At 57.8% G+C, this 16,223-nt stretch carries 16 protein-coding genes and 1 pseudogene; 6 read left to right on the forward strand and 11 right to left on the reverse strand.

Going from position 1 to position 16,223, the window contains the following annotated elements; all coding sequences use genetic code 11:
• Positions 1–44: 44 nt before the first annotated feature.
• Together JQ616_RS28650 and JQ616_RS28655 are read right to left on the reverse strand one after the other, a co-directional pair.
• Complete coding sequence (locus JQ616_RS28650; RefSeq protein ID WP_212020425.1) at positions 45–1,808, reverse strand: AMP-binding protein; 1,764 nt, start codon at positions 1,806–1,808, stop codon at positions 45–47.
• A gap of 795 nt (positions 1,809–2,603) precedes the next feature.
• Positions 2,604–3,824, reverse strand: a complete 1,221-nt coding sequence (locus JQ616_RS28655; RefSeq protein ID WP_212020427.1) for a hypothetical protein — start codon at positions 3,822–3,824, stop codon at positions 2,604–2,606.
• Positions 3,825–3,991: 167 nt separating this feature from the next.
• Here JQ616_RS28655 and JQ616_RS28660 point away from each other — a divergent pair, with 167 nt between their 5' ends.
• Positions 3,992–4,159: a hypothetical protein gene (locus JQ616_RS28660; RefSeq protein ID WP_212020429.1), complete on the forward strand. Its 168-nt coding sequence runs from the start codon at positions 3,992–3,994 to the stop codon at positions 4,157–4,159.
• 67 nt (positions 4,160–4,226) lie between these two features.
• On the opposite strand, the gene JQ616_RS39420 is transcribed toward JQ616_RS28660, so the two are convergent.
• The 3 genes and pseudogenes from JQ616_RS39420 to JQ616_RS28670 form a co-directional block, all read right to left on the reverse strand.
• Positions 4,227–4,646 (reverse strand): winged helix-turn-helix transcriptional regulator, encoded by a 420-nt coding sequence (locus tag JQ616_RS39420; RefSeq protein WP_249137384.1) that lies wholly within the window; start codon positions 4,644–4,646, stop codon positions 4,227–4,229.
• Positions 4,647–4,880: 234 nt separating this feature from the next.
• Positions 4,881–5,129, reverse strand: a pseudogene (locus JQ616_RS39925) (winged helix-turn-helix transcriptional regulator); the annotation flags it as partial.
• 90 nt (positions 5,130–5,219) lie between these two features.
• A complete protein-coding gene (locus tag JQ616_RS28670) occupies positions 5,220–5,975 on the reverse strand; it encodes an enoyl-CoA hydratase/isomerase family protein (RefSeq protein WP_212020434.1) in 756 nt (251 codons plus the stop codon).
• 137 nt (positions 5,976–6,112) lie between these two features.
• Between JQ616_RS28670 and JQ616_RS28675 the strand changes: the two genes are divergently transcribed.
• The 3 genes from JQ616_RS28675 to JQ616_RS39430 are packed head-to-tail and all read left to right on the forward strand — an operon-like array spanning position 6,113 to position 8,360.
• Positions 6,113–7,114, forward strand: coding sequence for an NAD(P)H-dependent flavin oxidoreductase (locus tag JQ616_RS28675; protein ID WP_212020436.1), 1,002 nt, complete (start codon positions 6,113–6,115; stop codon positions 7,112–7,114).
• Positions 7,115–7,128: 14 nt separating this feature from the next.
• Complete coding sequence (locus tag JQ616_RS39680) at positions 7,129–7,434, forward strand: acyl-CoA dehydrogenase family protein (RefSeq protein ID WP_283812679.1); 306 nt, start codon at positions 7,129–7,131, stop codon at positions 7,432–7,434.
• The gene (locus JQ616_RS39430) at positions 7,419–8,360 is read left to right on the forward strand and encodes an acyl-CoA dehydrogenase family protein (RefSeq protein WP_283812680.1); all 942 of its coding nucleotides are present in this window, start codon (positions 7,419–7,421) and stop codon (positions 8,358–8,360) included. The genes JQ616_RS39680 and JQ616_RS39430 overlap by 16 nt, the downstream gene beginning before the upstream one ends.
• 46 nt (positions 8,361–8,406) lie before the next feature.
• On the opposite strand, the gene JQ616_RS39435 is transcribed toward JQ616_RS39430, so the two are convergent.
• From JQ616_RS39435 to JQ616_RS28705, 6 genes are all read right to left on the reverse strand, one after another.
• Positions 8,407–8,721 carry an acyl-CoA dehydrogenase family protein gene (locus tag JQ616_RS39435; protein ID WP_349630054.1) on the reverse strand — a complete coding sequence of 105 codons (315 nt, stop codon included), beginning with the start codon at positions 8,719–8,721 and terminating at the stop codon, positions 8,407–8,409.
• Complete coding sequence (locus JQ616_RS28685) at positions 8,646–9,467, reverse strand: acyl-CoA dehydrogenase family protein (RefSeq protein ID WP_212020438.1); 822 nt, start codon at positions 9,465–9,467, stop codon at positions 8,646–8,648. The genes JQ616_RS39435 and JQ616_RS28685 overlap by 76 nt, the downstream gene beginning before the upstream one ends.
• A 217-nt stretch (positions 9,468–9,684) precedes the next feature.
• Positions 9,685–11,292 carry a class I adenylate-forming enzyme family protein gene (locus tag JQ616_RS28690; protein WP_212020440.1) on the reverse strand — a complete coding sequence of 536 codons (1,608 nt, stop codon included), beginning with the start codon at positions 11,290–11,292 and terminating at the stop codon, positions 9,685–9,687.
• Positions 11,293–11,465: 173 nt separating this feature from the next.
• Positions 11,466–12,683 carry an ABC transporter substrate-binding protein gene (locus JQ616_RS28695; RefSeq protein WP_212020442.1) on the reverse strand — a complete coding sequence of 406 codons (1,218 nt, stop codon included), beginning with the start codon at positions 12,681–12,683 and terminating at the stop codon, positions 11,466–11,468.
• A gap of 30 nt (positions 12,684–12,713) precedes the next feature.
• Positions 12,714–13,430 (reverse strand): nitroreductase, encoded by a 717-nt coding sequence (locus tag JQ616_RS28700; protein ID WP_249137386.1) that lies wholly within the window; start codon positions 13,428–13,430, stop codon positions 12,714–12,716.
• A gap of 42 nt (positions 13,431–13,472) precedes the next feature.
• Entirely contained in the window at positions 13,473–14,462 is a 990-nt protein-coding gene (locus tag JQ616_RS28705) for a MaoC family dehydratase (protein ID WP_212020444.1), read from the reverse strand.
• 400 nt (positions 14,463–14,862) lie between these two features.
• Between JQ616_RS28705 and JQ616_RS28710 the strand changes: the two genes are divergently transcribed.
• Both JQ616_RS28710 and JQ616_RS28715 read left to right on the forward strand, forming a co-directional pair.
• Positions 14,863–15,135, forward strand: a complete 273-nt coding sequence (locus JQ616_RS28710) for an SDR family NAD(P)-dependent oxidoreductase (RefSeq protein ID WP_212020446.1) — start codon at positions 14,863–14,865, stop codon at positions 15,133–15,135.
• 210 nt (positions 15,136–15,345) lie between these two features.
• Entirely contained in the window at positions 15,346–16,152 is an 807-nt protein-coding gene (locus JQ616_RS28715; RefSeq protein WP_212020448.1) for an enoyl-CoA hydratase/isomerase family protein, read from the forward strand.
• Positions 16,153–16,223 lie beyond the last annotated feature (71 nt).

The raw sequence follows: 16,223 nt of genomic DNA on the forward strand, positions 1-16,223 counted from the left end.
AGAGTCCTGAGACTACATTGCGGGGAATCGCTGCCGGGCGAGCGCTAGTTCTGCAGAGAGAGTTGTCGAGCCATATCTTGCGCAAGAATGAACTTCTGGATTTTGCCACTAGACGTCATTGGGAATTGATCAACAAAGACAACGTATCGGGGAATCTTGTAGTGAGCGATCCGCCCGTTGCAAAACGCCCTTACATCGCCGGTCGAGAGCTGTTGGCCCGCCTTGATCTTGATGCAAGCGCAGAGCTCCTCGCCGTATTTGTTGTCCGGAACGCCGACAACTTGTGCCAGCTCGATCTTCTCGTGAGTATGAAGGAACGCTTCGATTTCGGAGGGAGATATATTTTCACCCCCGCGGATCACCAATTCCTTGAGCCGACCGACGATCTTGCCGTACCCGTCCTCATCGATCGTGCCGAGGTCGCCAGTATGCAGCCATTCGTCGCCGTCGATCACTTCCGCAGTTTTCTCACGGGCATTCCAGTATCCCATCATGACGGAATACCCTCGCACGCAGATTTCGCCGATTTCACCGCGCGGAACGACGTTGGCTTGTCGATCGACGATCTGCACCTCGGTATGGGGCAGGACACGCCCCACGGTGGAGACCCTGCGCTCGATGCTGTCCTCGGATGACGTCATCATGATCGCCGCGCTCGTTTCGGTCATGCCGTAACCGATAACGACCTGGTCCATATGTAGCTCCGATATGACCCGTCTCATCAATTCGGCCGGAACCGATGCGCCGGCGATAATGCCCTTGCGCAGAGAAGATAGATCATAGTTTTGGGCTTCGGCGTGGGCCAGAAAACCGACAAACATTGTAGGAACGCCATACAGAGAGGTGCATTTCTGAGCCTCGATGGCAGTCAGGACAGCTGCCGGCTCAAAGCCTTCGCTCGGATACACAATTTTTGCCCCGTGAAGCATCGCAAGCAGATTTCCGCTCGCCATCCCGAACACGTGGTAGAGAGGAAGCGGCACGCAGATGACATCTGAGGGACCGATTAGCGACGCAACTCCGGTGAAATAGGCATTGTTGAGCAGGCCCTTGTGATTCAGTGTTGCGCCCTTCGGAGCGCCGGTCGTTCCGCTGGTAAACTGAATGTTGATTGGATCGCTAGCACGGAGCGATGAGCTGATTTCGTTCAGCCTTCGAACGTCCCCAGGGGCGCCACGGGAGGCGACCTCCGCGAACGTAAGGAAACCTGAGCGTCCAACTTTTCCCAGTTTGATAACGATTTCGAGCTTTGGAAGGCGATGAGAGCGGAGATCACCCGCGGCACACGACGCAAGTTCAGGTGCAAGTGCATACATCATTTCGATGTAATCTGACGTCTTGAACCGATCTGAGACGACCAGGGCGCGGCATTCAACGCTGTTTAGCGCATACTCGATCTCGGCGAGCCGATACGCTGGGTTCAGGTTTACCAAAATCAGGCCGAGCTTCGCTGCGGCATATTGTGTGACCATCCATTCAGCGCGGGTTGGCGCCCAGATCCCAATTCGATCTCCCGGGACGAGCCCGAGCGCAAGGAGTCCGTTTGCGAATGCGTCAGCCTGTGATTTGAGTTGGCGATAGCTCAAGCTGATTTGCTGATGGCATACGGTGAGCGCCGCACGACTTCCGTATTTTTCCGCCGCCCGATCCAAGGCCATTCCGATCGTGTAATCGATCAGGGAGGACGCTCGTTCGCCTGATACCCGGCTGGATTTGTGCGGATCGGTTAATCCCTGCGACAATTTTTTCCTCCAGCTTTTTCCGCCCGCTTTCCTCAGGAATAGATAGTTGCGGAACGATACTGACATTTATTGTAGCGTTAGGCAACTGACTGCCTGCGAAGCAAGTCCTGAAAGCCATCAGGTGAAGGGGGATTGATGACGCTGGCCCCACATTCAGCCCTGAGGTCCCTCGCGCTCGACGGCCCCGGTGCCATTTCCCGGGCTCGGAGTCGACCATGCGAGTGGCGGGGGGTTTCCGATTTTCAGACCGATCGCATAGGCTCGAAATCGTGCTTTATAGCGGAACTGCTATTATGGGAGCAGAAGGTACCGTCAGCGGGAAGTATTGACCGGAAGGTGGTCAGATTCGTCGGGCCAGCAGTTCGGGTCGATTTCAGGAACCTGCCACCTGACGTCTACGAAGCGGCGACCGACGTGCTGAGGCTCTTGCAATCGGGTGAACTTCCGAAAGGGAGGGATGTCTATACGCGGCTGAAGGAAGGCCTCACTCGCATCGACGAGATCCGGATCGACGGACCGGACGGAAACACTTACCGGATCTACGACATCATCCGTTTTCGGGAAGCAATATCTGCTCGATGGGAGAGTAAGAAGTCCACTCCACCGAAGGCGGCAACATCAGAAAGGCCGACAAGAGGACGTTGCTGGAGAGGAAGAAAGCGCCGAGGCCGACTACAAGGCCAACGAAGTCAGGTACAAGCGGGACTATGACATCCGGGCACAGGTGCGCGCGGCAATGGAGGCGGCCCGCCAGCCAAAGCCGAAGGGAGTATGAACATGGGACCTGTACAACGAACTGTTGAGGAGCGTACTCAGAGCCCGACTGAAGATCTGACCATCTGCGGTGGCGACGATTTTCGGCTATCCGGATTTCGGTGTTGGATCCGATGCCAACCGACGTTTTTCCGAACTGAGTTGCTTGGCTTGACCAATGCCGACTGGCCGGGCGATGAGCCCGCCTCGCCGGCGTCGGCCAAGCCGTCGCACCGCAATGCCGCCAGCAAGGCGGCCTCCGGGATCCGAGGCAAGCCTCGGATGCAGGCGGCGAACGCCAAGCTTCGCCGCTTTGATGGCCCGGTGGACCTCCGCCCAACCCTCGGCTTCGGCGGGCAGCGCGAGATCCTTCCGTAGGCCATCGCGCCACCCTTCATCGAAGACAGGGAGGAGGTCCTTGAGCTTTGCGCCCGCCGCGATACCGCGTCGGGCGATTTCCATGGCGGAGGCGCACGCATCAGGTGCCTCGAACGCCAGGTTGTCGATCATAGTCGAGTAGGCGCCGCGCACCTCGACCCCGGCGATGCCGGCGAGGTTCGCCTTGCGGCGGAGCATCGCGACCAGGCGATTGCGGGTCCAGGAGTTCAGCGCGTGATTGAGAGCGCGGGCCGGTCCCGTGCTACGCAACTTGCCAAGACCGTCTTCAACCGCGATGGTTGCCGCGCCGAACTGTCGCGCCATCGCGATCGCGCGCCCACAGACGCGAGCTAGCATCTCGGTGACGCTCTCGCACGAGAGGCCCGGCTTGGCCGTCAGCTCGACCAACGTCCAATCGAGCGGCCTCGTCTGGTCGAGGCGGGTGGGATCCCCAACGTTCTCCACCGCGGCTATTCCGACCCAGGCAGGGTTTAAATCGAGACCGACGGCTCGCGTCTTCATGCGAAGCGCCGGCCGCCGCCGTTCCGGATGATCCGGCAAGTCGTCGGGATCCAGCGTGACGTGAAGCTTGTGATCGTCGAGCCCGAAGGTCAGGTTGATCCTCTTCTCGGCCGCCAGCATAGACGCCTGACGCAGGATCTCGCCGGCATTTCCGGTCAATTCGGGAAGCACCAGCGTGACGTCGCGCCGAACCATCGGTTTACCCCTCACGCGGCCGCCCTGGAGCATGGCGAAGGTGCAGGTCCTTCCATCCGTACTGAGCCTGAAGTGTCGGTTTCCGGCATATTGCTTGTCGCCGCGAATGGTCATCGGCCGCAGGCGGAGAGGGCGCCACTCTTCGACCGAAATTAAGTCCTTGCGCCGGCGCTGCAGATTATGTCGGCCCCCGAACACCATCCGTCCGTCGGGCACGCGCTTGCGAAGATCCAACCCTTCCAGAGTGGCACAGTGAAGCGTGTCACGAGATCGCGTCCATTGTGGAGACACGCAAGCTCACACAGGCGGCCGCTGCCGAAATTACTGGATAAAAGCAATCTGACCTGTCGCGGATAGTCAACCATCGGCACAACGAGTACTCGGTCTGGCGCCTGATGAGGATGCTTTCGGCGCTCGGCGCCGACATCTTGATCACCGTCAATCCGTCCAGCCTATACGAGAAGGGCATTATCTACTCCAAGAACGTCAACGATCACGGGCCCAATCAACCTGAAGCGTCGTCGGACGAAGACCAGGAGTTGGATGCCGCGCCGGGTATGACCCCATAAGCGCGGACCTCCTTGGCCTCTTGCATCGCTTGTCCTCGTTACCGCGGGCATTATGCCGCCAGAGGTCTTACCGTGCTTCTTTGGCGGGCTGGCCAAGCGGCCTTTCGATCACCTTCACGTCTCTCGGGTCCACGAGCTCTTTACAGTGTTCGCAAACCATCTGGATTTGTAAGGGATCACCGCAAGCCTTGTGGAGTACGGATACGTCGCCGGCATCGGCCCCAGGGCCCCCTTTACCCCATTCGAAGAGGGTAAGAAGGACCGGAGTAAACGCTCTGCCCTTTTCCGTCAGATGGTAACCGTAACGAGCGGGCCGCGACTGATACAAGGTACGCTCAAGAAACCCTTCATGCGTCAGGCGTTCCAGGCGTGCCGTTAGCGTCGTGCGGGCGATTCCCAAAATGCGGTGAAAATGGTCAAATTTTGAAATACCGGCCAAGGCCAACCAAAGGAGGAAGAAGCCCCATCGGTCGCCTACCGCTGCCAAGGTCCGTCCAACCGAAGTTTGACGGCCAGCAGTGTAGAGTTCCGGACGCGACGAGTACCTAAGCGAAGAATTCTTGGTTGGAGTAGGTCCCTTCAAACTCGTGGGATTGATGAGAACGTCCTCCGGGTGCACCCTGCGTCTGCAACTACCGCATATCCCCAAAGGGACAAGCGGCTTTCCGCAGGTTATGTGCCGGAGCATGATCGGCGGGCCATCCTTTCCGGATAACCATTGATCGCCCCATTGCGTCAACGCAAGTGCATAGGGATACGTGTCCAATCCGCGCTGGGTGAGCCGATACTCATATCGTGGCGGCCTGGTGAGATAGACGTCCTTTTTAAGAAGGCCGTGACGCACCAACAGGGCCAATCGATCCGTTAGAGTATTCCTGGCTACGTTGAGGTTACGTTGGAAGTCGTCGAAACGGCGGACTCCGAAAAATGCTTCTTGATGAACCAGAAAGCTCCAAGGATCTCCAATCACGTCCAGCGCGCAAGCGAGCGGCGAGAACGCGGATCTACTTGTCTTCTTCAGGAGGCACCTGTGCTTGTGAACTATCGAGCCGGGCTCCCACTATAGGGGTGGTTTTTGCTTAGTTCTACCGGTGAACGCCGCTATGCGCTGGGCAACGTCCGGGCCAACGCCTGCACTATGGTAGATTTCATGCGAGAGCCCAGCGGACAGGGATAGCCCATCGGTTTCCCGCAATAGGCGCTTATTAGCTGCGTGACTGAAGGATGAATTGGCTAGTATTTCGGCGGTCAGGTTGTTGATTGCGCTGTCGAATTCACCATCTGCCACGCATGCATTCGCAAGCCCCATGCTCAACGCCTCACGGCCGGAATACGTCCTACATGTAAACATCATCTCTCGAGCCTTGTAGGTCCCAACGCGACGGGGCAACCTTTGGCTGAGCCCCCACACGGGGGTCAACGCCCATTTCGCGTGCGTGTCGGCAAACTTGGCAGACTCAGTTGCTAAGATCACGTCTCCAGCGAGAGCCAACTCCAGCGCGCCAGTATAGCAATGGCCGTGGACCGCACTAATGACCGGCATCGGCAAATCCGCCAGTAATTCGATCACATGTGCTTGGTAGTTCGGACGGGGTGGGTTCTCCCCGACCGCGATGTCCTGAAGGTCATGTCCCGCGGAAAAACATCGACCCGCCCCACGGAGCACTACCGCGCGCGCCGATCCCCCGGCAATGTCCTTCACGTGGCCTTCCAGGGCCTCGAAGATCTCGAGGTTCAACGCATTCAGCTTTTCCGGTCGGTTCAGTGTCAAATGGACAACGTCGTCGCGGTCGTGGCGGAGTACTGCTGAGTTCATTTGCCCCTCCCAAATGCCTTTGGTTCCTGCCGCTTAGCGGTTGAGAAAGATAGCTTGTAATTAGTTAATCGACCAATTAATTTTCGCCGACGCTCCACGCTGGGGGATGCCCCGGAACACCGATAAAGGCAACTGCAATGATCAGAACTCGCTTTACGGAACTTTTCGGCGTTGACCACCCCATCGCTCAGGGCGGAATGATGTGGGTTGGAAAAGCAGAATTGGTTTCCGCCGTCGCCAACGCTGGCGCGTTGGGATTCCTGACGGCTCTGACCCAGCCCACGCCAGAGGCACTGACGAAAGAAATCGCCAAGACCCGGCAACTGACCGACAGGCCGTTCGGCGTGAACTTGACGATTCTGCCTTCGATAAATCCACCCCCCTATGCCGAATACCGCCAAGCGATCATCGAAAGCGGGATCAAAGTCGTTGAGACGGCGGGCTACAAGCCGCAAGAGCATGTCGATGAATTCAAGAAGCACGGCATCAAGGTGATTCACAAGTGCACGGCCGTCCGTCATGCGCTTTCTGCTGAGCGTATGGGTGTGGATGCGATTTCGATCGACGGATTCGAGTGCGCCGGACATCCGGGAGAAGACGATATTCCTGGGCTGATCCTGATCCCAGCGGCGAGCGATAAAGTGAGGGTGCCGATGTTGGCTTCCGGCGGATTCGGCGATGCGCGCGGATTGGTGGCGGCGCTCGCCTTGGGAGCCGACGGCATCAACATGGGAACGCGTTTCTGTGCGACCCAGGAAGCCCCGATCCACCCGAATTTCAAACAGGCCATGGTGGAGGCGGACGAGCGGGCTACGGACCTCATATTCCGGACTTACAAGAACAGCGCGCGCGTGGCCAAGAACGCGGTGAGCCAAGAGGTCATTCGCCTGGAGCGCGAGGGACGTCCATTCGGAGACGTCGCGCATCTTGTAAAGGGCGCACGCGGCCTGGACGGCTTGATCAGCGGCAATACAGATCATGGAATTTGGAGCGCTGGCCCGGTGCAGGGCCTCATCAACGACGTTCCGTCTGTCAAGGTGCTCATCGAACGCATTGTCGATGAAGCAGAAGCGATCATCCGCCAACGCCTCGAGGGTATGTTGGCAAGCGTCCAGGCGCGACGCTCGGCCGTGGCCTAGAGGGACAGCCGGATATGGACGCGAATTGGAGCGGCCAAGACCTCGCCTTTCGCGATGAGGTCCGGCGTTTTTTCGCTGACACGCTCACGCCAGAAATTCGCCGGGCAGGAAGTCTGATGACGAGTGTCTATGCGGATCACGACCTTGGTATGGAGTGGCAGCGGATCCTACACGAAAAGGGCTGGGCTGCACCGGCGTGGCCTGTAGAGCACGGAGGTTGTAGCTGGACGACGACTCAGCGCTATTCTTTACACACGAGGCATTTGCCGCTGGGGCACCGCCTCTTTCGCCCATGGGCATACGCATGGTCGGCCCGGTGATCATGCATTTTGGCACACCCGAACAGAAGGCGTTTTTCTTGCCCAAGATACTGACGGGCGAACACTTCTGGTGCCAGGGTTATTCAGAGCCAGGTGCGGGTTCCGATCTCGCTGCGTTGCAGATGCGCGCCGTCGAGGACGGGGACCATCTCGTTTGCACGGGATCGAAGATCTGGACGACCCATGCCACCGAGGCGAATTGGATCTTCTGTCTTGTACGCACGTCTCGGGAGGCCAAACCCCAACAGGGCATTACGTTTCTGCTCATCGACATGAGTACGCCCGGTATCGAGGTTCGACCGCTAATCATGACCTCGGGAGAGCACATACAGAACCAGGCCTTTTTCGACCGTGTTCGCGTTCCGAAGGCCAATGTTCTCGGATCGATCGGTCAGGGGTGGACGGTCGCCAAGTATCTGTTGGAATTTGAGAGGGGCGGTTCCGCATCCGCACCGGAACTGCAAGTGCGATTAGCAGATCTGATCACAGCCGCCAGCAAGCAACCTACGGACGAAGGCGGCGTCTTGCTCGACGACCCCGCGTTTTCGGCAAAGTTGGCGGCGGCCCAAATACGTCTCGATGTTCTGGAGATGCTTGAATTTCGACTGCTGTCAACAGTCGCCCAAGGGCAGAGCGTGGGCACCGCGTCATCGATGATGAAGGTACTTGCTACCGAACTCGCCCAGCATATCACTGAGTTGGTGCTTGAGGCCGCCGGTACGCAAGGACTGGTCTTTCAACCCCATGCGACTATGCCAGGCGGCGCAATTCCAGGATATGTGGCGCCCACTGACGGCTACGTCTGCGGAGAGCCATGGCAAGCGGTGGCGCCGCTTCGTTATTTGAACGAACGGGCGGGTTCGATCTATGCTGGGTCGAACGAGGTTCAGCGCAATATCATGGCGAAAGCAGTGCTGCGTCTCTAAGGCGGAGGGTACGATCCCGAGGGGGATTATCGCCGCTGGCCTTGATTCAAGCTGCCTCTGCCCGGCATAGGGCCGCGTAGCGGGCAAGATGGTGGTCCACAGTGCCAAACTGGTTTTCGATCACAGTCGCTCGCTTGAAATAATGACCGACGGCAAGTTCGTCCGTCATGCCCATGCCTCCGTGAAGTTGTACTGCGTTCTGCCCAATCATCCGCGCGGACTTACCTATCGTGACCTTAGCCGCGGACACGGCTTTAGCCCGTTGGGCCGGTTCGGCATCTAGTTTCAACGTCGCGAGGTAGACCGCGGATATTGCCTCCTCGAGGCACATATACATATCGACCATACGGTGCTGCAGCACCTGGAAAGTCGCGAGCGGCTGGCCGAATTGGGTGCGTTGTCGCGTGTATTCGACCGTGTCATGTCCCCCAGCATGCGGCGCATTCCGCCGACGGCCTCAGCACAAACGGCCACGGTCGCCTCGTCGATCACCTGTTCAATCAAAGGGAGTGCATTTCCCTCGCTGCCGATCAGCGCATCCGCCGGCAAAACGATCCCGGAGAAGTTCAGGTCGGCAGCGAGCCGATCATCTATCAGACGGTACTCATGCGCTTGGATATCGGGGTTCGGTCTGTCGACCACAAACAACGATATGCCATGCCGGTCCCGACGCTCGCCGGACGTCCTTGCAGTCACGATGAAATGCGTCGCTGAGGGTGCGGCATCGACAACGGATTTTGCGCCGTTCAGGATCCAGCCGCTACCCTCGCGTCGCGCCGTGGTCGAGACGTCATTGAGTGCATACCGCGTCATCGGTTCGGCCGAGGCGAAGGCGATCCGCGCCTCGCCTGCAACAATCTTCGCCAGCAGGGTAGAAGCGCGCCCTTCTTTGCAACGTTTCAGCAAGCCGCCACCGAGGACCGCCGTTTCAAGATAGGGCTCAACCACAAGCGACTGTCCCAGCGCTTCCATGATCACCATGACTTCGACCGGTCCGCCAGCCATTCCGCCGACTTCTTCGGGCAAGGCCGCCCCCAGAATTCCAAGCGAATCCGCGAACTCTCGCCAAATTTCTGCGTCGAGCGTCCCGTTGCGTGCGATCCGCAACCGACGTTTCTCAAAAGTCTAGCGGTCACTCAGGAAGCGGGAAAGTGCTCCCTGGAGCATTATCTGCTCGCCGTTGAGTTTTAGATCCATACTCTCTCCAAACTCCTGACCTGCGCTGCGACTGCGCACCTAGGTACCTAAAGATTGTCGATTCTGCGCGCGGCTGGGCGTTTGCGCCGTTGTCGGTCGCACCAAATCCCCGAGTTAACGATCCGGACTAAGTTTTCGACTGAATGCGCTCCAGAACGGCCATCGCTCGTTCCAGGTAGGGTCTCCTCAGTTCACGTTTGAGTACCTTGCCGACCGGGCTGCGCGGCAAGCTTTCCATAAGGACAACTTCGGAAATCCGCTGCGCTTTTCCCAAGCGCTCATTCGTCCATTTCCGAATTTCCTCTGGCTTGGACTGCGCGCCGGGTCTAAGCACAACAAACGCGAGTGGCGTCTCTCCCCACTCTTCGCTCGGCGCCGCAATCACAGCCCCTTCGACAACGTCAGGATGCGTCTGCAGGACATTTTCCAAGTCAGTGGCGTAGATGTTAAAGCCGCCGGAGATGATCATGTCCTTCTTCCGATCCGAAAGATGTAGGAAGCCATCCTGATCGAAATAACCCATGTCTCCAGTCTTGAAAAACCGGCCGCCCGCCGAATCCTTCCAAATAAATTCATCCGTGGCCGATTGTCGGTTGTGATATCCCTTCATCATAACCTTGCCACGGCTGACAATCTCGCCGATTTCGCCCTGGGGCAACTCCCGTCCCGCTTCGTCCAAAATCTTGAATTCAGCACCGAACGCAGGCTGGCCCACAGTGTTGAGCTTGTCTCTGTTGGCTGTTGCGTTCAGAATGCAAACACCGCCTCCTTCGGTCATCCCGTAGATCTCTAACAGAACACCCGGCCAGCGTTCAACGATTGCGAGCTTGAGCGAAGAGTGCAGTGGCGCCGACGTACAGAACTTGATCTGAAAACTGGATAGATCTCGTTTGGCGAAGCTCGGATCAGCCAACAACCGCTGATACTGAACCGGCACCAGCATGGCATGAGTGATCCGCTCGCGCTCAGCAACATCGAGATAAGCGGTCGTATCGAACTTCCGCATCAATGTCATTGTGCCGCCAAGAGCGACCGTAGGCAAGAACGCCGCAATGGTCAGATTGGAGTAGAGTGGTGTCGCGATCAACGTGCGGCATCCGGGTCCGTAACCGAGCGAAGCCACCTGATCGAGCGTCATGGTACGCGTGCCGTGATCGTGCACGATGCCCTTGGGAACGCCGGTTGTCCCGGACGAGTAGATAATATTGAAATCCATGTCTGGCGTAATGATCACGCCGGGGTTCCGGTCCGACACGCCGGTCATGAGCTGCTCGTACGCAGCCCATCCTGGAGATACGAAACCGATCGCAACAGCGCTTTTTGTCCTGAGGGGCAGGAGGTCTGCTGGGAAGGCAGCGGCCATGTCCTGCAGACCTTCCGAGAGAAATAACACTTTCGCACCTGAATCGGCGATCATCTCTGCCAATTGGTCGGCCGAGGCCATCGGCGACAATGGTACGATACAGCCGCCGGCGCGAAGCGTGCCCAGGAAGATTTCCACGTACTCGGCGCTATGCGACGCCAGGAGGGCCACCCGATCTCCGGGGCGAACGCCACGCTCGATGAGCAGGTTGGCAAGGCGATTGATTCGACCGTTCAGCGTTTGCCAATCTAGTCTGCGCTCCTCAAAGACGAGCGCCTCGCTATTTGGCCGAAGCCTCGCGTGCTCGGCAACGCGGGAGCTGACGTCAAAATACTCAGGCCGAGCCTGTTCGACTGTCGCAGACGCTGTCATGTAGGTAGTCCTCCTTAGGAGGCAGGCCTCCAACTCCGTGGAAGGGCCTACCACTAGTGGCGTTCCTCAATGGATCCGCTTGATGCAGATCTCTTTGCAAGCCGCACCGACTTTTATCCGGCGCGTTACAGTCGAAAGCTCTGCGCGGCGCGCGCGCAGGGGCCGGTCCTGGGTCAGTTCTCAACTCGGCCGTCGATCACCGGCCCGAACAGTTCCCACTCACCATTGTGGAAGCGCATAAGACGTAGCTGTTTGAGCGGGTAATAATCGGTCGGGCTGGTGTTGACCGTGATCCCAGGCAAAAGCAGACCAAGCTCCATATCCTTCAAACTGGTCGCCTGCTTCATAAGATTGGCGCGCGTGAGATCGTCACCACACTGGCGCAATACCTTGACGAAATTTTCGGAGATCAAGTAGCCGTAGACGGCGAGAGCGTTGCTCTTGTCACTTCCAGGCAGATATTTGTCCATAAAGGCGTCGAAAGCCTTCATGCCGGCGTCATCTTTCCACTGCGCGTCGTTGTAGTCTTTGACGTAAGTTGCGGAGACGATGCCCTCTGAATTCTCCAAACCAGCTGGCTTCATCACCGATCCGATGGACATCGAGACCTTGCTGATGAGGTGGACCGGCTTCCAGTTCAGTTCTCCGATCTTGCGAATTGCCTGCGCTGCGGCTTTCGGAGTACTAAAATTGACGAAGACGTCCGCGCCGGCCGACTTGATTTTCACGACCTGGGAATCGATCGTAGGCTCTGTAATCTCGAACGGGATTGCCACGGCGATATTTGAACTCTTGTCGCCGAGACCGTCTTTTAGGCCCTCCAGAAGTTCCTTGCCTAAATCGTCGTTCTGATAAAGGACGCCTATCTTTGCGTTGGGCTGATCACTCCGCAGGTACTTAGCGAACACACGCCCTTCCGTGAAAAAATTGGGTTGGTGGCCAATGCTCCAGGGAAAGCCCTTGTGGTCGCCGAACTTACTACTTCCCGAGCTCACGAAAATTTGCGGAATTTTCTTGCTGTTCATATAGGCACGAACAGCGAGGCTTGGCGCCGTACCGAGCGAGCTGAAAACGGCAAGCACCTCATCACTCTCCACCAGCTTTCTCGTCTGTTCTACCGTCTTTGGTGGACTAAAGGCGTCGTCATAGCTTATGAAGGTGATCTTGCGGCCGTTAACGCCGCCCTGCTCGTTCACCATCCGGAAGTAGGCCTCTTCGACCTTGCCGACGATGCTGTATGCAGACGCTGGGCCGCTGTAAGGATTGGTGTTGCCGATCTTTATTTCGGTATCTGATGCGCCGACGTCATAAGTTCCTCCCGCCCAAGCCGCGGTCGCCATCGTCGAGACCAGAAGCGCGCTTGCGACGAGGGTTATCCTCTTATGGTTCATTGTGATGCTCATAGCTCTCGCGATCCCTTCTCATCGATCAATCAACTGCAAGACGTCGTCGACGCTTGCGCGGGTCGTGCGATAGCTATTGGTCGGATGATCGGGATTTGGATATCCAAAGGAAATCCCACAAACGATGCGGCGATCCTCGCCTAGCCCAAGTTCTTGCCTCAGAAGATTGGGAAATTGCGCTATCGCAGCTTGGGCTACCGTTCCGATGCCGTAAGCCGTCGCAGCGAGCATGAAGTTGCTTACGTAACAACCGCAATCGACAGCGCCGTAGGTGCCGAGCGCCTCGTCGGTCGTGATAACCGCGAGGTGCGGGGCGCCGAAGAACCGAAAATTCTCCAGCGTTTGCTCGCGATATCTAGCCTTGTCTCCGCGCTCAATACCCAAGGCGTTATAGAGCTGAAAACCGCTTTCTCGCCTTCGTTCAAGATACACACCGCGATACTCGCGGGGCGGCTTGAAGTCGAGATCTTCGAAGGCACCGGACGACGCGGCCTTGTACATCGCTTTGCGGAGACGTTCAGTCCCTTCTCCGCGCGTTATTGCAACCTGCCAGGGCTGACTGTTGCACCACGACGCGGTCGATTGCGCGATGCGTAAAATGTCCCGGATAACCTCCTCGGGTACGGGATCAGGATGATAAGCGCGACAACTCAAGCGCTGCGAAAACAGCTGCTCCAACTGCATAACCGCCGCGCCAGTCTCTGGCTTGCGACCACGAAGAGCTACAGAACTCATTGTCGTCAATCTCCCAGCAGGAACGGACAAAACCGCTAGCGACTAGCGCCCTTCGAATTCAGATCGCTTCAGGACACCCGTTGCTTCGCCGGCCGCTACCCGGCGGCCATTCTGGTCGTCCACGTGGATTTGAAGCTTAACTTTCACTTGTGAACCGGAAACGTTTTCGACCTCCGCCACATGGCCGCCCACCGTCATCACGTCGTCGCGGAAGAGCATATTGATGAAGGCTACTTCGATATGACCGGAAGTGTTGACCCATTCGGGACCGAAGTATTCGGTACACAGCTTTATGAGCCAACCGTAGGACATCAAACCTTGGGGCACGGCACGCGGAAAACCGAACTTCTTCGCGAGGGAGTCGTGCGTGTGAAACGACTCCAGCGGCAAGGAATACAAGCGCGCGTTTGCGAGCGTCAGCGTCACATCGAACGGCTTTACCGGTTTGCCGCCGAGATCCGGTACTTTGGCAGGCGCTCGGCTAACCTCTTCCACCTTGCCGCTTGACGATTGCGCTGCCTTCGCCTTGCGATCATCGCCGAGTGGCGCGCGGGACCTGATCATACAGGTATGTGTATAATCCGCGAGCGGCACTCCTCTCGGGTCTTGGTAGGCCCCCTTGATTACGATGTACTCTTTGTCCCGTCGCTCGTACTTTTCGACCACGTCAGCCACGGCGTGGACGGGCTCTCCTACCCGCGGCGCGCGATAGAATGTGGCGGTTGTTCTCGTATGAAGGAAGGGCAGAGCGATAAGGTTCGGGAAACGGCGCCAGAGTTCGTTGAAATGTCCGGACCCCGTCGGCTCCTCGAAGTAAAACCCTTGTGGCCACCAGAGATAATTTGCCATGACCGCGGGGTGAACGCGCCGATCGCCCTCGCTCCCACTTACCCATCCCGACTCGTCCTCGAGAGCATAGGCGAACTTCTTGGTCGAAGCCTCGGTCGGGATATACGTGGCTATACCAATTCGCGTGGGAATCTGGAGATCGCCAAAGGTCAGCTCATTGTCGGGAACAGCCGTCGTGCTCATATCGAATTCCTTTAGGAGAACGGGTTGCAGTTACGAAAGCCGGGAGACCGCCGCGCGCGAAAACGCTGCCGCACGCAGACACTTCAATTGGTCCTGTAGATGACGACCTCGCGCTGACGAGCGCGCGCAAATTATGAGATGTGCCGATTGATCCGGCGGTTCGCTTGTGCAGCGCCAGTCTCATTAGTTTCCGTCCCATCAAGTTCGCCGCGGCAAGGACCCGGCGACTTTTTTGTTGCGATCAACCTATCGCGCGTTTATCTTGTTGGTCAACCATAAAATAATATGGGACGGTAACAACGCTTTGCCACGTTCGGACGGTGCCGTGTCGCACTACGGTGCCGTGTCGCACCCCCTGAAGGCAGCCGGCAAACGCGGCTCTCGAGGAGCGGAACATCAGATGCAACTCAATGATATATCGGTCTTCATCACCGGAGGGGGCTCCGGGCTCGGTGCTGCGGCTGCGAAGGCAACGGCCGCCAAGGGCGCCAAAGTCGCCGTTTTCGATATGAATGGGGAGAACGCTGGAAAGATCGCAACCGAAGTAAAGGGCGTTGCGCTAACCGGCGACGTGGCCGACGATGAGCAGATCAAGACCGCCCTCGCCAAAGCTGCGACGGCACATGGTACGGCGCGTGTGCACTCGCCGTCCACATCGCAGAAAATCCGATGATTAACGGTGAGACGATCCGTCTCGATGGCGCCATTCGGATGGCACCGCGCTGATCACGAGCGCGCAACTTCGAGCAGCCTGGCTCCGATTGTTCGGAAAAATCGTCGAGCGTCGTTTCACGCACTCCGGCAATCAAGCCGTGCCACCTAAGCAGGCGGTCAACGACCGCCCGATGATCCAAGGCAAATAGGTAACAGCGGGAGTTTACTCATGAGCGGCGCATTGATTGTTGAGCACAAGGACGGCGTCGATTGGGTGAAGCTCAACCGACCGGAGAGCATGAACGCCCTCGATCCGACACTGATTGACGCGCTCAACGTCTATTTCGACGAACTCTACAGGAATCGCACCACACGTATCGTAGTGCTGAAGGGTGAAGGACCGGCATTCTGCGCTGGACTCGACCTCAAACACGCAATGCAACGACAATCGGCGCAAAAAGAACTTCCTGGCGTTACCTACTCGCTGGATGGGCAGCGTCGGATCGCGGACATCGTGATGAAAATGCGAAAGTGCCCGCAACCGATCATCGCGTTGATTCACGGCGCGGCCGCCGGTGGCGGCTTCGCTCTTGCCCTTGCGGCGGATGTCCGCATCGCTGCAAAGAGCGCTCGGATGAATTGTGCGTTTATCAAACTTGGCCTGGGCGGGTGTGACATTGGTTCAAGCTACTTTCTTCCCAGGCTCGTTGGCGTTTCAATCGCCTCCGAATTGATCCTGACCGGACGGTTTATTGGCGCAGAACGGGCGCTCGCCGTGGGCCTGGTCTCTGAGCTTGTCGATGACGGCAAGCTTGAGCAGGCGGTCGGCCCATATATTGATGCCATGCTGTCGGCATCGCCATTGGGACTGCGGCTGTCGAAAGAATGCCTGAACATGAGCGTCGACGCTGGTTCGATCGAGGCCGTTATCGCCATGGAAGATCGTAATCAGGTGCTTTGCAGTCGCTCCGAAGATTTTGGCGAAGGCGTGCGCGCGTTTCTCGAGAAACGTAAGCCGGTCTACCGTAACGCGTAGGCGGGGAAGAGCTTATCTCTCCAAGACAGCTTTCAGCTGCCATTTCGCAATGTAGTCCAAGAATAACCTAG

Origin of the sequence: Bradyrhizobium tropiciagri, from assembly GCF_018130545.1 — a bacterium.
In the GTDB taxonomy this organism is placed as follows: Bacteria; Pseudomonadota; Alphaproteobacteria; order Rhizobiales; family Xanthobacteraceae; genus Bradyrhizobium; species Bradyrhizobium tropiciagri_A.